Genomic DNA, 18,155 nt, shown 5'->3' on the forward strand with positions numbered 1-18,155 from the left:
ATCTGGGACTCCGAATGGACCACTTCGTGGGCCGAGAGTGGGGTGCCGTATCCTTACCCGATGGCGTTCAAGACACTGACGGAAACGCTGCGAATTTCGGTCGGTCTCAGGTGGTACGACACCGCGTTCACCGATGAGTTCGAAATCGACGGCTCCGCGACCTTGGAACTTGTGTACCTGTAGCGCACGTGTGTCGTTGGATTCCTCCGATTTCAAAGAGTCAGCGATGAGAAGTCGGGTCGTGTTGTTGCTATTCACCGGGCTGCTTGGCGGTGACGTGGTGGTTGTCAAGGTGCTGGGCGAAAAAGGGCGCGTGAGGCCGAGCGTCGGTTGATCGCGCTTTCGAGCCGGGCAAGTAGGGGTGTGGTGAATGGGATGACCGACGCGATACGCACGGTCACGATTTGAGGAGCATTCCGATAGACGAACATCCCGGTTCGAGGCTTCACAACATTGGAGTTGAGCATCCGCCGGCGTGTGTGCTGCCAGAGAGACACTCATCGTTTCAATAAATTCGCAGTACAAAATTATTCAAATTGTGGAGATTGAGCAGGAATTGATTTCCGGATCGAATTCGGATTGACGGCGAAATGGGCTGAGTGGCCAGTCAGATATTTCTCGACGAAAAACAGAATCTTCCGAATAGTCTGAACAGGCACAGGGTCGGCAAACTTACCGACGTGGTGGCGCAATGGCTTTTCTGGCACCGGTCGCTTGATGCTGGCCATCATTTTTTCGGTTCATTTGTTATTGGAGCAAGGCGATGAAGAAAAAACTGGCAGGATTGGGACTGCTTGCCGGTGCGTTGGTTGCTGCCGGTCATGCGCAGGCACAAACTGCGGAGATCAAGGTCGCTGGCAGAATCGTGCCTAATGCGTGCCAACTCACGATCAGCGGCGGCGGCGTCTATGATTACGGCACCATAGTGTCGGACAAGGTCGGCCAGGATGATAAGACGGCACTTGACGCCAAGACGCAGACCTTGCTCGTCTCGTGTAATAAGGCCACCAAGGTTGCGTTGAGTGTGCGGGACAATAGCTCGGACAATCACCCGTTCCGCGCTGACACAGAGTTCAGCCTGGGCAAGGACGTGTCAGGTTACTACTGGCTGACGCTGACAAATGCCAAGGGCGACGGCTATGTGGCGGACATCCTGACCGCTTCCCCTGGCTCCAACGAGTGGGCTGGCAGCAACGGCTGGACGACTATTATGACCAACGGCTTGAACGGCATCCGGCGCCATTCGTTTGCGTACCTGGGCAGCAGTGTGCCTCGGGCATACAACACCGTCACGGCCAAGCTGACAGTCCTCCCAATTATCGCCTGGTACGACATCGCGCTCACCGACGAGAACAAGATGGACGGTTCCGCGACCGTTGAACTCGAGTACCTATAGCGCACGCGTGTCGTTGGATTCCAATATTTTAAGAGTCCTTAATAAGAAATCGAACCATGTTGCTGCTGTTCGCCAGGCTGTTGCCTGGTAGCAGCACGGCGACTGTCAGCGCGTCAGGCGCGAGAGGGCGCGTGAAGCCGAGCGTCGGCTGATCGCGCTTTCGAGACGGGCACGTAGGGGTGTAGTGATTCGGATCGCCGACGCTAAGCGCACCGTTACGATTTGAAGGGAATTCCGATAGGCCGATATCCGGTTCGGGGCTTCACGATATTTGAGCTGAGCATCAGCCGGCATGCGCGCTGTCGCGATATCCGTTTGTCCATGCCGTTTTGAATGAGAGATATTCAGATGGGTTTGAAGCAGTGGTGTGTACTTTCCGTGCTGGCCTGCGCGTTGTCGAGCGCGGGTATGACGTCGGCGGCCGAGCTCAGCGTCAACGGTCATATCCGATCAGGCGGCGCTTGCGGCATAGCGCTGGACAACGGCGGGGTTGTCGACTTGGGAAATCTGTCGCGCAAAGATATTCCTGAGACATGGCTTGAGTGGGCTTCCATGTATGCCTATATGCCGTGGACGATTAACTGCCAACATCCGACCAAGGTCGGGGTCGACGTGATCGACAATCGCGCTGGTACGCTTCCGCCCGGAACGATCGAGACGCGCTTCGGTCTGGGCAATCCTGAGATCGTCGGCTACTACTTCATTCACGCGCCCGTTAGTCTCGTCGACGGGAGGAGTGTCAACTCGATTTGGCGGCGTAAAGGCGACAATAACTGGAAGGATGAATACGGCGTCATGGCTCCCGGCGATACCATGTCGTGGGGCGTGCAGGGGCAGACGGAGCCGGTGGCATTCAAGACACTGAAGGGCAAGTTGAAGTTCCAGTTCGCATTCAGAGGCGGCATCGCGTTCACCAACGAACTCGAGATCGACGGCTCCGCCACGCTGGAACTGCGCTACCTGTAAAACGCCCACGCGTCACAAATATCCCGCCCGGCCTCGGCCGCCGGGCCAATGCAGAGATCGATCCCGCTGCCCCCTTGAATTTCCTCGCCCTCCGGGTGTAACGGTCTTTCCTTCCCTTTAAATCCATTTAAGTTGGATTCCTAATCATGTTTAGCTGCGCCCCGAATTTCCCGTCATGGCCTGTTTCCCGTCTCCAGTCTTTTTCGTCGTGCCGGCACGCATTGACGAAGGCCATTCTGACGGCGGGGCTACCGATATGCCTGAGCATGCCGACCGTTGCGCCGGCCTCGGGCGTCCAGCCCGAATCTTCCGTGGTGATCGTGAACGAAGCGGACGGCGAAGCCACCATGAACGTGAAGAACACGGAGCCGATTCCGCTACTGCTGCACACGTCCATCCAGAACACGCCGGAAGACCAGGAATTGCTGGTCGTGGCGGTGCCGCCGGTGAGCCGGGTGGAAGGCCAAGACACCCAGCTGGTGCGCTTTCTGCTGCAGAGCCCGGCGCCGCTTCAGGTGCAGCGGCTCAAGCGGGTGACTTTCGAGGGCATTCCGCCCAAAGGCCCGGACGGCAAGGCGCGCATCAGCATGACGATCCGCCAGAACCTGCCATTGATCGTGCATCCCGCCAAGCTCGCGAAGCACACCTCGCCCTGGACGCTGCTGCAGTGGTCGGTGGCGGACGGCAAGCTACGCGTGCGCAATGACAGCCCGTATGTGGTGCGTCTGGGGCAAGGCGTGCAACTCCTGCCGGACAAGACCGCCGTGGATCTGGGAAAGACCTATGTGCTGCCCGAAAGCACCGTGGAAGTCTCGTTGCCGAAGGGGGCGGGTGCGCGGGCAACCGGGGTCAAACTGTCGCCCGCGACGATCTACGGCTACGAGGTCGACTCCTACGACGCCCCGCTCGTCAACGCCGCGACGCAACCGTAATGCGGCTCGACCGTGCCACGCGCCGAGTGCGGCGCCAACGTGAATCGAAGGTGTATCGCAACGGGACGGCCGCGTCGCTGTTGATGCTGTTGGCTGGCGCCTATCCGCCACGTGCGCACGCGCAGGCGGTCGCGGCGCCTGACGCGGAACCCGCCGCGCAAACAACGGCTGCACAAACCGCAGTCGATTCGGCCGCCGCCGATGCCGCCTTTGACACGAGCATCCTGCAGCAGCGCGGGCTCGATCCGCAGATCGCCGACTATTTTCGCTCCGCGCCGCGTTATCGGCCTGGCCGCAGCCGCGTTGTTGTCTACGTCAACGACATTCGGCGGGGGCGGATCAATACGCGCTTCGACGAGGACGGCGCGGTGTGCATCGATCGGGCCTTTTTGGAGGCGGCCGGCCTAGTGGTGCCCGACGCTAAGTACGCGGTGGATGGCGATTCCGAGGCCGGCACCTGCTACGACTTCGCGCGGGCTTTCCCCGGCACGGACGTGACGCTCAAGCCGGGGCGGGAAGAAGTGCGTCTGGTCGTGCCGACCACGGCGTTGCGTCGGGCGGTGGCGGACTTCTCCGGCTACAGCCGGGGCGGCAACGCGGCACTGCTCAACTACGAGCTGATGGCCATGCGTAGCGAGGCGAGCGGCATGCCGGGCTCGAACTTCCTGTCGCTCAATTCCGAACTCGGCGTGAACGCCGGCGACTGGATCCTGCGCAGCCGCGCCTACTCACAAAGTCAGGATCACTCAGGGTTTCAAAGCCGACACCTCTACGCCTACGGCCAGCGAACCTGGCTGCGATGGGGCGCGACGGTGCAGGGCGGACAGATCAACATCGCCAACTCGGTCCTGACCGGCGCGCCGCTGACCGGCATCCAGGTGTTTCCCGATGCGGCGCTGAGCAAGCAGGAGCGCAACGTCGTCATGGTCGAGGGCGTGGCGCAATCGCAGGCGCGCGTCGAGGTGCGCCAAGCGGGCGGGTTGATCTATACCACCGTCGTGCCGGTCGGCCCTTTCGCGCTCACCGACCTGCCGCTACTCAACAACAGCAGCGACCTCGAGGTGACCGTCATCGAATCCGACGGCGCGCGGCGCAGCTTTATCGTGCCCGCCGCTTCGATCAGCGCGGGGACGCTCGGGCAGCGGCCGGGCTATGCTTTCGCGTTCGGCAAGAGTCGCAATCTCGACGGCAACAAGGCCCGTAACCCGTGGGTGGCGAGCGCGAGCGGCAACTGGACGCTGGGCAAGCGCGGCAACGTCGGCGTTGCCGCGCTGTTCGCTCCCGGATACCAGGCTGCCAGTTGGGGCGTGGATATGCGCGTGTCGCGGTCGAGCAGCGTCAAGCTGCAGCAGCGCGCGTCGCTGGAGGCCGGCAAGTCGGGCGCGCAGATCGAGGTCTCGGGTATTTTCGGGGGCCTGCACGAGAACCTGACCATGAGTTTCAGCAGTGCGTACCAGAGCAACGGCTATCGCACGCTCGACGACTTCGCCGTGGATGTCGGCCAGCCCGGGTTCGCTGCGTCGCGTTACCGGAGCCGGCATACCGCCGCCCTGGCCTGGTCCGATTCCAGGCTGGGCGGCTTGACGTTCGGCTACGCATTCTCCAACCAGCAGAACGGGGAGCGTACCCAGCGGCTGAACTTTTCCTGGGGAAAGAGCTTTGCCTTCGGCACCGTGTCGCTGAACGTGGAGCGCGATCTCAGCCACCGCCGGGAGGGCCGCCATTACGGCAGCAGAGCCTACGACAGACCCGACAACACCTATTACGTGTCGCTGAGCATCCCGTTCGGCAAGCGCAGCGTGCGCACCTATGCAAGCAACACGAGCGGCTATACGCGATTCGGTGCCAACTACAACGAGCGGGTCGGCGATCGCCTGAATTACTCGCTGAACGCCGAGCGCAACATGCGCGACCGGAGCAACGCCGTGTCGGGTCAAGCAGCCGCGACGTCGCGCATCGCTCAAGTCAACCTGGGGTTCTCCGATACCGGCAAGCGCGCCCGCTCGTATTACGGCGGCGCCTCGGGCGGCGTGGTGCTGCACGCAAACGGGGTGACGCTTTCGCCCTATCCGGTGCAGGACACGTTCGGCATCGTGTCGGCATCGGGCGTTTCGAACGTGAAAATCAACACGCCGCAAGGGCCGGTATGGACCGACTTCTGGGGGCGTGCGGTGGTGCCGCGTCTCTCCGCGTACAGCAGCAATCGTGTGGAGGTGATGACCAGCACCTTGCCACGCAATATCGACATCGGCAACGGCTTCCACCAGGTCGACCCCGGGCGCGGGTCTGTGAACCGAATCGACTTCGAGCTCAATCGCGTGCGTCGGGTGCTGCTCAATGCACGCGACTCCGAGGGCAATCCGCTGCCCTCGGGCGCCTATGTGCTGGATGCCCGCCAACAGTATGTCGGCACGGTGCTCGAGCAGGGGCAGGTGTTTCTCAATAACGGTGCCGGGAACGATGCGTTGACGGTGGCTTTGCCGGACGACAGGCAGTGCCTGTTGAAGTATGTGCTGCCCGAGCGGGCCCGTCCCGGCACCCTGTTCGAAAGCGCCGATGCGCGTTGCACATTCCAATGAGACTTCTAGCGTTAAGAGACGATTATGTTGCGACAACCGAAGTTTGTCCGCCGGTGCGCGTGGGCAATGTGCGCGGGCCTGAGCCTGAGCAGCGTTGCGACGGCGGCGGACAATTGTCAGGTGCATGCAGGACATGCGCAACTGGACTACGGTGCTCAGTACCGGCAGACCATTCTGGGCCAGCCCGCATCGGCTCAGGGGCACTCGTTGGGAAAACGCCTGGTTTCCGTGAGTGTCGTTTGCAAGGACCCGGTGCGCATGGCGATTTTCCTGCGCGGCGATGCGCGGGATGAGAGCGCGTTCCGGTTCGGTCCGCAGGGCGTTCTTTCCGTGGTCGCCGGCGACGCGAATCTGGATGGCAGGTCCGTTGCGTTGGGCAGTGTGGAACATGCCGGCCAGCAACCGTCGGAGCAGGCCGGCAAAGCCAGCTTGCATCCGAGCAAGGGCGTCGTCGTGTTGGAGCAGGGCGTGCCGGCGACGGGCAGCCGATTGGCCTTGCAACTGGAACTGGATCCCGTGATTCCCCGCGCCTCGATCGATGTCGTCAACAACGAATCCGTTTGGTCTAGTAGCCACTTCCTGGAGTTGGTTCCGTTCTGAAGCCGATCGGGTGTCGGCGGGGCGATGGGCCAGGCAGCCGCGCGGTGCTCACCGAAGTTTTCATGGCTATCGCTTCGCATCCGGCGACACCGCGCCGCACGCGCGAATCACGAGCTGCACGACCTGTTCGGTCTTCTCGTCGAACGCCTTCCGCGTGAACGTGCGCTTGCCGCTCAGCGCGCGGATCTGCGCATCGAAATCCGCATAGTGCTGCGTGGTCGCCCAGATCAGGTACATCAGCGCATGCGCGTCGATCGGCGCGAGCAGCCCGCGCGCGATCCAGCCGTCGATCACCTTCACGCGCGTGTCGAACCACGGCTTCACGCGTTGCGACAGGATGTCCTGCATGTGCTCCGCGCCATGGATGATCTCGTTGGCCCAGACCTTCGAGCCGAGCGGGCGCCGCCGCGACAGCGCCATCTTCGCGCGCACGTAGCCGCCGATCGCTTCCACCGGATCGTCGCTTGCTTCGAACGAGCCGGCCGCGCGATGCCAGTCCTCGAACAGGTCGTCGAGCACGCGGCGGTACAGCGCGAGCTTCGTCGGGAAGTAGTAATGCACGTTCGCCTTCGGCAGGCCGGCGCGTTCCGCGATCATCGCGGTGCTCGCGCCGTCGAGCCCGCGCTCCGCGAACACTGCTTCCGCACAGGCGAGCAGATGCGCTTCGTTGGACTCGCGGATGTGTGCCTTGCGTCGCCGCAAAGGCGCGGACGTTTCGTCGCTGTCGGTCGCTTCGGCTGCCGCCTCGTCATGTTTCATCGTTACCCTCGCGCGGCGGGCATGCCGCGTTGGGCTTCATTCTAGCCGCTGATCCGCGTCGAACGCACGCATGCGGAAACTGTGCATCCGCAGCGATGCTGCGTTGCGATGGCACGTTTCTCGCTCTATCGATCCACGCAAGAAAGACATTGCCTTGGTCATTTTGATCGTCTAAAACCTGTCCAATCGGACAGGATTCGGTGAGCGGCGGAAGGCAGTGCCGGCGATTCGTCGGACGAACTTCGCGCACGACCGGGACATGCACCGCGCATGGGCGGGTATGCCCCGAAACAGGTATTACACGCACCGGCAAAGACCGGTCCGACGACATCACCTACCCCACAGGAGCGATGCGAATGAGCGCGGTATCGGAAGCAGTGAAGCGGCCGGTCTTCGACCCGTCGATCAAGGTCGACGGCAAGCGGTTGTGGGACAGCCTGATGGAAGTCGCGAAGATCGGCGCGACGCCGAAAGGCGGCGTGTGCCGCCTCGCGCTGACCGATCTCGACAAGGCCGGGCGCGACCTGATCGTCGGCTGGGCGAAGGCCGCCGGCTGCACGGTGACGGTCGATACGATGGGCAACGTGTTCATGCGCCGCGCGGGCCGCGTGGCCGACGCGGCGCCGGTCGTCACGGGCTCGCACGCGGATTCGCAGCCGACGGGCGGCCGCTTCGACGGCATCTATGGCGTGCTAGGCGGACTCGAGGTGATTCGCAGTCTCAACGATCACGGCGTCGAGACCGAGCATCCGGTCGAGGTCGTGATCTGGACCAACGAAGAGGGCTCGCGCTTCGCGCCCGCGATGGTCGCGTCCGGCGTGTTTGCGGGCGTGTTCCCGCTCGAATACGGGCTGTCGCGCAAGGACGTCGATGGCAAGACGATCGGCGACGAGCTGGCGCGCATCGGCTACGCGGGCGACGTGCCGTGCGGCGGGCGCAAGCTGCACGCGGCGTTCGAACTGCATATCGAGCAGGGGCCGATTCTCGAAGCGGAGTGCAAGACGATCGGCGTCGTGACCGATGCGCAGGGGCAGCGCTGGTACGAGATCACGTTCACCGGCCAGGAGGCGCATGCGGGGCCGACGCCGATGCCGCGCCGTCGCGACGCGCTGCTCGGCGCGGCGCGCGTGGTCGATCTCGTCAACCGGATCGGCCTCGATCATGCGCCGTTCGGCTGCGCGACGGTCGGCATGATGCAGGTCCACCCGAACTCGCGCAACGTGATTCCCGGCCGCGTGTTCTTCACCGTCGATTTCCGTCATCCGGACGACGCCGTGCTCGCGAAGATGGACGCTGCGCTGCGCGATGGCGTCGCGCGTATCGCGGCCGGTATCGGGCTCGAAACGGAACTCGAGCAGATTTTCTACTACAAGCCCGTCGCGTTCGATGCGGCGTGCGTGGAGGCCGTGCGCGGCGCGGCCGATCGCTTCGGCTACTCGCACCGCGACATCGTGTCGGGCGCGGGGCACGACGCATGCTATCTGGCGCAGGTCGCGCCGACGTCGATGGTGTTCGTGCCCTGTGTCGACGGCATCAGCCACAACGAGATCGAGGACGCGACGCCCGCGTGGATCGAGGCCGGCGCGAACGTGCTGCTGCACGCGATGCTGTCGCGCGCATGCGAGCCGGCTTCATGACGAATCGACCGTAGCAGCCGGCAGGCTGCGTATCGCCTGACCGTAGCATTCCCAAGCATGACCGCCCCGACTGTGCATTCGCAGCCGGCGGGGACGGCTTTGTCTCCACCCAGTCGAAGGAACGCGTATGACCACCAAGCCAACCGGCGATATCGCCGCGCATCGCCTGTCGTCCACGCAACTCTCGTGCGAATTCGCCGATATCGCGCCGCTGCTCGATCCGACTGCCGCGGCGGCTGCCGCCAGCCGCTGCCACTACTGCTACGACGCGCCGTGCGTGCAGGCGTGCCCGACGCAGATCGACATTCCGAGCTTCATCCGCAAGATCGGCAACGGCAACCTGAAAGGCGCGGCGACCGACATCCTGTCCGCGAATCCGCTCGGCGGGATGTGCGCGCGTGTATGTCCGACCGAGATCCTGTGCGAAGGCGCATGCGTGCGCAACCATCAGGATGCGCAGCCGGTCGCGATCGGCGCGCTGCAGCGTCACGCGACCGACTGGGCGATGGCAACCGGCGCGGTGCGCTTCACGCGTGCGCCCGATACGGGCCGCCATGTCGCGGTGGTCGGCGCGGGGCCGGCCGGGCTCGCGTGCGCGCACCGGCTCGCGGTCGCCGGGCACCGCGTGACGCTGTTCGACGCGCGTCCGAAGGCCGGCGGTCTCAACGAATACGGGATCGCCGCGTACAAGACGGTCGACGATTTCGCGCAGCGTGAAGTCGAATGGCTGCTGTCGGTCGGCGGCATCACGCTGAAGACGGGTGTTGCGCTCGGACGCGACATGACGCTCGACACGCTGCGCGAGCGGCACGACGCGGTGTTTCTCGCGATGGGCCTCGGCGGCGTGCGCGCGCTCGCGATCGACGGCGAGCAACTGGCCGGCGTGATGAACGCGGTCGACTTCATCGAGCAGGTGCGGCAGGCCGACGGGCTGGAGAACGTGCCGGTCGGGCGGCGCGTGGTCGTGATCGGCGGCGGCAATACGGCCATCGATGCGGCCGTGCAGAGCCGCAAGCTCGGCGCCGAGCGCGTGACGATGGTTTACCGGCGCGGTGTGGATGCGATGAGCGCGACGTGGGCCGAGCGCGAGTTCGCGCAGAAGAGCGGCGTCACGCTCGTCACGCACGCGAAGCCGGTGCGCATCGCGGGCGCGAACGGGCAGGTGACGGGTGTCGAGTTCGACGCGGCGTCGGGCGAGCGCTTCACCGTCGACGCGGACATGGTGCTGAAGGCGATCGGCCAGACGCTGGTGCCGGACGGTGGCGCGGCCGCGTTGCTGACGGCGGACGGCACGCGCATCGCGGTGGACGCTGACGGGCGCACGGCATTGCCCGACGTGTGGGCCGGCGGCGATTGCGCGGCGACGGACGGCATCGACCTCACGGTGCAGGCCGTGCAGGACGGCAAGCGCGCGGCCGCGTCGATCGACGCGGCGCTCGCGCAGCGCGACGCGAAGGCCGCATAAGCGCCCGCGCACGCATCCACGCATCCACGATAGCGACCCCACTCTCACGGAGCCGAACATGGCCGACCTTCGCTGCACCATCGCGGGCATCACTTCGCCGAACCCCTTCTGGCTCGCGTCCGCACCACCGACCGACAAGGCCTACAACGTGAACCGCGCGTTCGAGGCGGGCTGGGGCGGTGTCGTGTGGAAGACACTCGGGCTCGATCCGCACGTCGTCAACGTCAGTTCGCGCTACGGCGCCGTGCAGTGGAACGGCCAGCGCATCGCGGGGCTGAACAACATCGAGCTGATCACCGACCGTCCGCTCGACGTGAACCTGCGAGAGATCGCGCAGGTCAAGCGCGACTGGCCGGACCGCGCGCTGATCGTGTCGCTGATGGTGCCGTGCAACGAGCGCGACTGGAAATGGATCCTGCCGCTCGTCGAGGATACGGGCGCCGACGCGGTCGAACTGAACTTCGGCTGCCCGCACGGGATGAGCGAGCGCGGGATGGGCGCGGCCGTCGGGCAGGTGCCCGAATACGTCGAGATGGTCACGCGCTGGGTCAAGGAGGGCACGAAGCTGCCGTGCCTCGTGAAGCTCACGCCGAACATCAGCGACATCCGGATGGGGTCGCGCGCCGCATACAAGGGCGGCGCGGACGGCGTGTCGCTGATCAACACGATCAACTCGATCGTCGCGGTCGATCTCGACCAGATGGCGCCGATGCCGACCGTCGACGGCAAGGGCACGCACGGCGGCTATTGCGGCCCGGCGGTCAAGCCGATCGCGCTGAACATGGTCGCCGAGATCGCGCGCGATCCGGAAACGCCGAACCTGCCGATCTCCGGAATCGGCGGCATTTCCACTTGGCGCGACGCGGCCGAATTCATCGTGCTCGGCGCCGGCAGCGTGCAGGTGTGCACCGCGGCGATGCATTACGGTTTCCGGATCGTGTCGGATCTCGCCGACGGGCTGTCGAACTGGATGGACGAGAAGGGCTACGCGACGCTCGACGACATACGCGGCCGCGCGGTGCCGAACGTGACCGACTGGAAATACCTGAACCTGAAGTACGACATCAAGGCGCGCATCGACCAGGACCGCTGCATCCAGTGCGGGCTTTGCCATATCGCATGCGAGGACACGTCGCACCAAGCTATTACGCGCGAGAAGGACGGTGTGCGGCACTTCGAAGTGATCGATTCGGAGTGCGTCGGGTGCAATCTTTGCATGCACGTGTGTCCGGTCGAGCAATGCATCACGATGGAGCGCGTCGATTCGGGCGAGTACGCGAACTGGACCACGCATCCGAACAATCCGGCGCGCACGGATGCGGGGGCGAGCCCGGCGGCGACCGAGAAGCACGCGAAGGCGGCCTGACCTGCGTCCGGCGGTGCGGGATATCCGGAGCCGCCGTTTTTCGTTTCCGTGAGCCGGCATCGCATGATGCCGGCGCTGACGTTTACGTGGAGTGCGATCGATGAAACCCGCAGCGAACCCCGCCGAACCCGACAGCGCCGCGGCGCCGGGCGGCAGCCTGTACAACGACGACCTCGCGCCGACGACGCCGGCGCAGCGCACGTGGAAGTGGTATCACTTCGCGGCGCTGTGGGTCGGGATGGTGATGAACATCGCGTCGTACATGCTCGCGGCCGGGCTGATCCAGGAAGGCATGTCGCCGTGGCAGGCGGTGATGACCGTGCTGCTCGGCAACCTGATCGTGCTCGTGCCGATGCTGCTGATCGGCCATGCGGGCGCGAAGCACGGGATTCCGTACGCGGTGCTCGTGCGCGCGTCGTTCGGCACGCAGGGCGCGAAGCTGCCGGCGCTGCTGCGCGCGATCGTCGCGTGCGGCTGGTACGGCATCCAGACCTGGCTCGGCGGCAGCGCGATCTACACGCTGCTGAACATCCTGACCGGCAACGCGCTGCACGGCGCGGCGCTGCCGGTCGTCGGCATCTCGTTCGGGCAGCTCGCGTGCTTCCTCGTGTTCTGGGCGCTGCAGATCTACTTCATCCTGCATGGCACCGATTCGATTCGCTGGCTCGAGAGCTGGTCCGCGCCGATCAAGGTCGTGATGTGCGTGGCGCTCGTGTGGTGGGCGACGTCGAAGGCGGGCGGCTTCGGGTCGATGCTGTCGGCGCCGTCGCAGTTCGCGGCGGGCGGCAAGAAGGCCGGGCTGTTCTGGGCGACCTTCTGGCCGGGCCTGACCGCGATGGTCGGCTTCTGGGCGACGCTCGCGCTGAACATTCCCGATTTCACGCGCTTCGCGCATTCGCAGCGCGACCAGATGATCGGACAGTCGATCGGGCTGCCGCTGCCGATGGCGCTGCTGTCGGTGGTGTCGGTCGTCGTGACGTCGGCGACCGTCGTGATCTACGGCAACGCGATCTGGGACCCGATCGACCTGACGAGCCGGATGACGGGCATCGGCGTGGGCATCGCGCTCGTGATCCTCACGCTCGACACGATGTGCTGCAACCTCGCCGCGAATCTCGTCGGCCCCGCGTACGACTTCTCGAGCCTGTGGCCGAAGGCCATCTCGTACCGCACGGGCGGGATGATCACCGCGACGATCTCGATCGTGATGATGCCGTGGAAGATCCTCGCGACGACGGACGGTTATATCTTCACCTGGCTCGTCGGTTATTCGGCGCTGCTCGGGCCCGTCGCGGGCATCCTGATGGTCGACTACTTCCTGATTCGCGGCACGCAGCTCGACACGCGCGCGCTGTTCGACGAGCGCGGCGGCTTCAGCTATGCGCGAGGCTGGAACCCGGCCGCACTGGCCGCGCTCGCGGTCGGCGTGCTGCCGAACCTGCCCGGCTTCCTGCACACGGCATTTCCGGCGTCGTTCCCGAACGTGCCGGCGTTCTTCAACACGCTTTACACGTACGCGTGGTTCGTCGGCCTCGTGCTGGCGTCGGGCGTGTACGGCACCTGGATGAAGTGGCGCGCCGGACAGCGCGCGCAGATCGCGAGCGCATGACGCGCGCAGTGCATGTGACCCAAGCGCTGCGGCACCCGACAGTCAACGAGGAGGTAACCAAATGGCAATCCTGATTCGCGGCGGCACCGTGGTCGATGCGGACCGCTCCTATCGCGCGGACGTGCTCTGCGCCGACCCGCAGGACGGCGGCACGATCCTGCAGATCGCCGAGAAGATCGATGCGCCGGCCGGCGCGACCGTCGTCGACGCGCACGATCAGTACGTGATGCCGGGCGGCATCGATCCGCATACGCACATGGAACTGCCGTTCATGGGCACGACCGCGAGCGACGATTTCTACTCGGGCACGGCCGCCGGACTGTCGGGCGGCACGACGAGCATCATCGACTTCGTGATCCCGAGCCCGAAGCAGCCGCTGATGGACGCGTTCCGCGAATGGCGCGGCTGGGCCGAGAAGGCGGCGGCCGACTACGGCTTCCACGTGGCGGTGACGTGGTGGGACGAGAGCGTGCACCGCGACATGGGCACGCTCGTGCGCGAGCACGGCGTGTCGAGTTTCAAGCACTTCATGGCGTACAAGAACGCGATCATGGCCGACGACGAGATCCTCGTGAACAGCTTTTCGCGTTCGCTCGAACTCGGCGCGCTACCGACCGTGCACGCGGAGAACGGCGAGCTCGTGTTCCGGCTGCAGCAGGCGCTGCTCGCGCGCGGCATGACGGGGCCGGAGGCGCATCCGCTGTCGCGCCCGCCGGAGGTCGAAGGCGAGGCCGCGAACCGCGCGATCCGCATCGCGCAGGTGCTCGGCGTGCCCGTGTATATCGTGCACGTATCGTCGAAGGATGCGGTCGACGCGATCACGCGCGCGCGCAGCGAAGGGCTGCGCGTGTTCGGCGAAGTGCTGCCGGGCCACCTGGTGATCGACGAGGCCGTTTATCGCGACCCGGACTGGACGCGTGCGGCCGCACACGTGATGAGCCCGCCGTTCCGCTCGGCCGAGCATCGCGAGGCGCTGTGGCGCGGGTTGCAGGCCGGGCAGCTGCATACGACGGCGACCGATCACTGCGTGTTCTGCGCGTCGCAGAAGGCGATGGGCCGCGACGATTTCACGAGGATTCCGAACGGCTGCGGCGGCGTCGAGGATCGCATGTCGGTGCTGTGGCATCACGGCGTGAATCACGGCCGCATCACGCCGAACGAGTTCGTGCGGATCACGTCGACGAACGCCGCGCAGATCTTCAACCTGTATCCGCGCAAGGGCGCCGTGCAGGTGGGCGCCGACGCCGACCTCGTCGTGTGGGACCCGGCCGCGACGAAGACGATCTCGGTGAAGACCCACCACCAGCAGGTCGACTTCAACGTGTTCGAGGGGATGACCGTGCAGGGCGTCGCGACGCACACGCTCACGCGCGGCGCGCTCGCGTGGGCCGACGGCGAACTGCGCGCGGTGCGTGGCGCGGGCCACTATCTGAAGCGGCCGCCGGCGGCCGGCTACTACGAGGCTGTGCGGATCGCGAACCGGCTGCGCGAACCGCATCCGGTCGAGCGCGCGGGCTGAACGGCGCGTGTCACGCGGGGCGTGTCCGTTCGCACGGTACGCCCCGCGCGCATTCGAGGGCGCCGACCGGGTAATATCCACCGACAACATTGCACGAGCGTTCCGGGCTACGTGCGGGACAAATCAATAACATCGAGAGAAAGGAGCACAAGGTGGATATTCTGCGCAGTCTCCTGGGTATGCTGTTCCTGCTGCTGGTTGCTTATCTGCTGTCGAACAACCGGCGTGCGGTGAGCGGCCGGACCATGATCGCCGCGCTGTTCACGCAGCTCGCGATCGGCGCGCTGGTGCTGTTCGTGCCGTCCGGCCGCGCGGCGCTGGCAGCGGCCGCGAACGGCGTCAATCGCGTGCTCGACATGGGCAATCACGGCATCGCGTTCGTGTTCGGCGGGCTGGTCGACAGCCGCATGTTCCAGTTGTTCGGCGACGGCGGGTTCGTATTCGGCCTGCGCGTGTTGCCGATGATCATCTTCGTCACCGCGCTGATCGCGGTGCTGTACTACATCGGCGTGATGAAGTGGATCGTCGCGATCCTCGGCGCCGGGCTGGCGAAAGTGCTCGGCGTGAGCCGTATCGAGGCGTGCTCGGCCGTCGCGACGATCTTCCTCGGGCAAAGCGAGATGCCCGCGCTCGTGAAGCCGTTCGTGCGGAACATGACGAGCGCCGAGATCTTCACGGTGATGGCGAGCGGCATGGCGTCGGTCGCGGGCTCGGTGCTGGTCGGCTATGCCGGCCTCGGCGTGAAGATGGAGTATCTGCTAGCCGCGTCGTTCATGGCGGTGCCGGGCGGGCTGCTGTTCGGCAAGCTGCTGTTTCCGACCGTCGAGCCGAGCCGCGTCGTGGTCGACGGCCTCGATTTCGACGACAAGCGGGCCGCCAACGTGATCGAGGCGGCGGCGTCCGGCGCGTCGGTCGGACTGCGAATCGCGATCAACGTCGGCGCGATGCTGATCGCGTTCGTGGGGCTCATCGCGCTGATGAATCTCATCGTCGGCGGCGTCGCCGCGTTCGCGGGCTTTCCGCAGGTCACGCTGCTGGGCATCCTCGGCCACCTGTTCGCTCCGCTCGCGTGGATCATCGGCGTGCCGTGGCACGATGCGGCGCTGGCCGGCAACTTCATCGGCGAGAAGCTGATCTTCAACGAATTCGTCGCGTACGGCGACCTGTCGCCGTACCTGAAGGGCAGCGAGCACGTCGCGGCGGCCGGCTTGAAAGTGCTCGACCCGAAGACGCTCGCGATCGTATCGTTCGCGCTGTGCGGCTTCGCGAACTTCTCGTCGATCGCCATTCTCGCGGGCGGCTTCAGCGCGGTCGCACCGGAGCGTCGGTCGGAAGTCGCACGGCACGGCTTGCGTGCGCTGACGGCCGCGACACTGTCGAACCTGATGAGCGCCGCGATTGCCGGCCTGTTCTTCTCCCTGCATTGAACCGTGCAGCGGCCACTGACCGATCGAGGAGATGCAACGATGTTTCTACCGCAGGAATTCATCCGCAAGAAGCGCGACCGGCAGCCGCTCGATCGCGACGAGATCGCCGCGTTCGTGCGCGGCGTGACCGACGGCAGCGTGACCGAGGGCCAGGTGGCGGCGTTCGCGATGGCGGTGTATTTCAACGACCTGAGCGTCGACGAGCGGGTCGCGCTGACGCTTGCGCAGCGCGATTCGGGCGACGTGCTCGACTGGCGCGCGCTCGATCTCGGCGGCCCCGTGATCGACAAGCATTCGACCGGCGGCGTCGGCGATGTCGTGTCGCTGATGCTCGGGCCGATGGTGGCCGCGTGCGGCGGATACGTGCCCATGATCTCGGGGCGCGGGCTCGGCCATACCGGCGGAACGCTCGACAAGCTCAGCGCGATCCCCGGCTACGACGTGACGCCCGATACGGATGCGTTTCGCCGCACGGTGCGCGACGTCGGCGTCGCGATCATCGGGCAGACCGCGCGGCTGGCGCCGGCCGACAAGCGCATCTATGCGATTCGCGACGTGACGGCGACCGTCGAGTCGGTCGCGATGATCACCGCGTCGATCCTGTCGAAGAAGCTCGCGGCAGGGCTCGACGGGCTCGTGATGGACGTCAAGGTCGGCTCCGGTGCGTTCATGCCGACCGTCGAGCAATCGGCGGAACTGGCCCGCAGCATCGTCGACGTCGGCAACGGCGCCGGCATGAAGACGACAGCGATCCTCACCGACATGAACCAGTCGCTCGCACCGTGCGCGGGCAATGCGCTCGAAGTGGCGTGCGCGATCGACTACCTGACGGGCACGTCGCGTCCGGCCCGGCTGCACGAAGTCACGATGGCGCTCTCGGCACAGTTGCTCGTCACCGGCGGGCTGGCGGGCGATGCCGCCCAGGCGCGCGCGATGCTGCAACGGGCGCTCGACTCGGGCGCGGCGGCGGAACGCTTCGCGAGAATGGTCGTGGCGCTCGGCGGCCCCGCGGACCTGATCGATGCACCGTGGCGTCATCTCGCGCGGGCCGCGGTGATCGTGCCGGTTCCGGCGCGCGCGAGCGGCGTCGTGCAGCGGGTCGATTGCCGCGCGCTCGGGCTGGCGGTCGTCGCGCTCGGCGGTGGCCGCACGCGCGCGGCGGATGCGATCGACACCCGTGTCGGCCTGTCCGCGCTTGCGGAGATCGGGCAGCGCGTCGAGGCCGGCCAACCGCTCGGTTGCGTGCACGCCAGCGACGCCGCCGCGGCGGCGCGCGCGGTGGACGCGGTCCAGCGCAGCTACGTGCTGGGCGAGACGGGCGATGCGCCGCCGACCATTTACCAGCGGATCGGTTGACCGGCCGCCGGTGCCGGCACGGCGGGCGCGTGCGGGCATCGGCGGCCGCTTTACATCACGGGAGTATCGTGCGCGCCGGGATGCGGCTGCGTCGATGCATCCCGGCACACCACCGGAGGCATCATCGAGATGGAACGAGACGAATTGCTCGAACAGGCAAAGGCGGCGCGCGAACGCGCGTATGCGCCGTATTCGCGCTTCAAGGTCGGCGCGGCGCTGCAGGCGCGCGACGGGACGATCTTTCACGGCTGCAACGTCGAGAACGCGTCCTACGGACTGTGCAATTGCGCGGAGCGCACGGCGATGTTTTCGGCCATCGCCGCCGGCTATCGTCCGGGGGATTTCGCGCGGCTCGCGGTCGTCGGCGACACGGACGGCCCGATCGCGCCGTGCGGCGCGTGCCGTCAGGTGATCATCGAGATCGGCACACCCGACATCGAAGTGATCCTGGGCAACCTGAAAGGCGATGTCGAGGTGACGACGGCACACGCGTTGCTGCCGGGCGCGTTCCGGTTGTAGCGGAGCGCGCCGCGGCGAGCCTGCG

At 65.8% G+C, this 18,155-nt stretch carries 15 protein-coding genes and 1 pseudogene; 14 read left to right on the forward strand and 2 right to left on the reverse strand.

The window, feature by feature from the left end:
• A pseudogene (locus GD429_RS40525) lies at window positions 1-183 on the forward strand (hypothetical protein); the annotation flags it as partial.
• A gap of 344 nt (window positions 184-527) precedes the next feature.
• On the opposite strand, the gene GD429_RS20335 reads toward GD429_RS40525, so the two are convergent.
• Window positions 528-731 (reverse strand): hypothetical protein, encoded by a 204-nt coding sequence (locus tag GD429_RS20335; protein ID WP_152859291.1) that lies wholly within the window; start codon window positions 729-731, stop codon window positions 528-530.
• A gap of 32 nt (window positions 732-763) precedes the next feature.
• Between GD429_RS20335 and GD429_RS20340 the strand changes: the two genes are divergently transcribed.
• The 5 genes from GD429_RS20340 to GD429_RS20360 all read left to right on the forward strand — a co-directional run bounded on the left by GD429_RS20340 (window position 764) and on the right by GD429_RS20360 (window position 6,473).
• Window positions 764-1,396 (forward strand): DUF1120 domain-containing protein, encoded by a 633-nt coding sequence (locus GD429_RS20340; protein WP_152859293.1) that lies wholly within the window; start codon window positions 764-766, stop codon window positions 1,394-1,396.
• Between the two features lie 348 nt (window positions 1,397-1,744).
• Complete coding sequence (locus GD429_RS20345) at window positions 1,745-2,362, forward strand: DUF1120 domain-containing protein (RefSeq protein ID WP_193727147.1); 618 nt, start codon at window positions 1,745-1,747, stop codon at window positions 2,360-2,362.
• 146 nt (window positions 2,363-2,508) lie between these two features.
• Window positions 2,509-3,294, forward strand: coding sequence for a fimbria/pilus chaperone family protein (locus tag GD429_RS20350; protein WP_152859298.1), 786 nt, complete (start codon window positions 2,509-2,511; stop codon window positions 3,292-3,294).
• The gene (locus GD429_RS20355) at window positions 3,294-5,873 is read left to right on the forward strand and encodes a fimbria/pilus outer membrane usher protein (protein ID WP_152859300.1); all 2,580 of its coding nucleotides are present in this window, start codon (window positions 3,294-3,296) and stop codon (window positions 5,871-5,873) included. The genes GD429_RS20350 and GD429_RS20355 overlap by 1 nt, the downstream gene beginning before the upstream one ends.
• A gap of 24 nt (window positions 5,874-5,897) precedes the next feature.
• Window positions 5,898-6,473 (forward strand): hypothetical protein, encoded by a 576-nt coding sequence (locus GD429_RS20360; RefSeq protein ID WP_152859302.1) that lies wholly within the window; start codon window positions 5,898-5,900, stop codon window positions 6,471-6,473.
• Window positions 6,474-6,539: 66 nt separating this feature from the next.
• Here the strand turns inward: GD429_RS20360 and GD429_RS20365 are convergent, their stop codons facing one another.
• Complete coding sequence (locus GD429_RS20365) at window positions 6,540-7,232, reverse strand: TetR/AcrR family transcriptional regulator (RefSeq protein ID WP_152859304.1); 693 nt, start codon at window positions 7,230-7,232, stop codon at window positions 6,540-6,542.
• 356 nt (window positions 7,233-7,588) lie between these two features.
• Here GD429_RS20365 and GD429_RS20370 point away from each other — a divergent pair, with 356 nt between their 5' ends.
• From GD429_RS20370 to GD429_RS20405, 8 genes are all read left to right on the forward strand, one after another.
• On the forward strand, window positions 7,589-8,869 hold the full coding sequence (locus GD429_RS20370; RefSeq protein ID WP_152859306.1) for a Zn-dependent hydrolase: 1,281 nt from the start codon (window positions 7,589-7,591) through the stop codon (window positions 8,867-8,869).
• Window positions 8,870-8,996: 127 nt separating this feature from the next.
• Window positions 8,997-10,334, forward strand: a complete 1,338-nt coding sequence (locus GD429_RS20375; RefSeq protein ID WP_152859308.1) for an NAD(P)-dependent oxidoreductase — start codon at window positions 8,997-8,999, stop codon at window positions 10,332-10,334.
• A gap of 58 nt (window positions 10,335-10,392) precedes the next feature.
• Window positions 10,393-11,700 carry an NAD-dependent dihydropyrimidine dehydrogenase subunit PreA gene (preA, locus tag GD429_RS20380; RefSeq protein WP_152859310.1) on the forward strand — a complete coding sequence of 436 codons (1,308 nt, stop codon included), beginning with the start codon at window positions 10,393-10,395 and terminating at the stop codon, window positions 11,698-11,700.
• A gap of 100 nt (window positions 11,701-11,800) precedes the next feature.
• A complete protein-coding gene (locus GD429_RS20385) occupies window positions 11,801-13,309 on the forward strand; it encodes an NCS1 family nucleobase:cation symporter-1 (protein WP_152859312.1) in 1,509 nt (502 codons plus the stop codon).
• 61 nt (window positions 13,310-13,370) lie between these two features.
• Window positions 13,371-14,828: a dihydropyrimidinase gene (gene hydA, locus GD429_RS20390; RefSeq protein ID WP_152859314.1), complete on the forward strand. Its 1,458-nt coding sequence runs from the start codon at window positions 13,371-13,373 to the stop codon at window positions 14,826-14,828.
• Window positions 14,829-14,980: 152 nt separating this feature from the next.
• Window positions 14,981-16,255 (forward strand): NupC/NupG family nucleoside CNT transporter, encoded by a 1,275-nt coding sequence (locus GD429_RS20395; RefSeq protein WP_321574740.1) that lies wholly within the window; start codon window positions 14,981-14,983, stop codon window positions 16,253-16,255.
• Window positions 16,256-16,294: 39 nt separating this feature from the next.
• Window positions 16,295-17,611 (forward strand): thymidine phosphorylase, encoded by a 1,317-nt coding sequence (gene deoA / locus GD429_RS20400; protein WP_152859316.1) that lies wholly within the window; start codon window positions 16,295-16,297, stop codon window positions 17,609-17,611.
• 129 nt (window positions 17,612-17,740) lie between these two features.
• Window positions 17,741-18,130 carry a cytidine deaminase gene (locus tag GD429_RS20405; RefSeq protein ID WP_152859319.1) on the forward strand — a complete coding sequence of 130 codons (390 nt, stop codon included), beginning with the start codon at window positions 17,741-17,743 and terminating at the stop codon, window positions 18,128-18,130.
• Window positions 18,131-18,155 lie beyond the last annotated feature (25 nt).

The organism is Burkholderia sp. BE17, assembly GCF_009362305.1.
GTDB classification, from domain to species: domain Bacteria; phylum Pseudomonadota; class Gammaproteobacteria; order Burkholderiales; family Burkholderiaceae; genus Burkholderia; species Burkholderia pyrrocinia_C.

Coding starts and splice junctions, on each gene's coding strand:
- GD429_RS20375 (WP_152859308.1), top strand. CDS start 8,997: ATGACCACCAAGCCAACCGGCGATATCGCCGCGCATCGCCTGTCGTCC.
- GD429_RS20405 (WP_152859319.1), top strand. CDS start 17,741: ATGGAACGAGACGAATTGCTCGAACAGGCAAAGGCGGCGCGCGAACGC.
- hydA (WP_152859314.1), top strand. CDS start 13,371: ATGGCAATCCTGATTCGCGGCGGCACCGTGGTCGATGCGGACCGCTCC.
- GD429_RS20355 (WP_152859300.1), top strand. CDS start 3,294: ATGCGGCTCGACCGTGCCACGCGCCGAGTGCGGCGCCAACGTGAATCG.
- GD429_RS20385 (WP_152859312.1), top strand. CDS start 11,801: ATGAAACCCGCAGCGAACCCCGCCGAACCCGACAGCGCCGCGGCGCCG.
- GD429_RS20360 (WP_152859302.1), top strand. CDS start 5,898: ATGTTGCGACAACCGAAGTTTGTCCGCCGGTGCGCGTGGGCAATGTGC.
- GD429_RS20350 (WP_152859298.1), top strand. CDS start 2,509: ATGTTTAGCTGCGCCCCGAATTTCCCGTCATGGCCTGTTTCCCGTCTC.
- preA (WP_152859310.1), top strand. CDS start 10,393: ATGGCCGACCTTCGCTGCACCATCGCGGGCATCACTTCGCCGAACCCC.
- GD429_RS20370 (WP_152859306.1), top strand. CDS start 7,589: ATGAGCGCGGTATCGGAAGCAGTGAAGCGGCCGGTCTTCGACCCGTCG.
- GD429_RS20335 (WP_152859291.1), bottom strand. CDS start 731: ATGATGGCCAGCATCAAGCGACCGGTGCCAGAAAAGCCATTGCGCCAC.
- GD429_RS20340 (WP_152859293.1), top strand. CDS start 764: ATGAAGAAAAAACTGGCAGGATTGGGACTGCTTGCCGGTGCGTTGGTT.
- GD429_RS20365 (WP_152859304.1), bottom strand. CDS start 7,232: ATGAAACATGACGAGGCGGCAGCCGAAGCGACCGACAGCGACGAAACG.
- deoA (WP_152859316.1), top strand. CDS start 16,295: ATGTTTCTACCGCAGGAATTCATCCGCAAGAAGCGCGACCGGCAGCCG.
- GD429_RS20345 (WP_193727147.1), top strand. CDS start 1,745: ATGGGTTTGAAGCAGTGGTGTGTACTTTCCGTGCTGGCCTGCGCGTTG.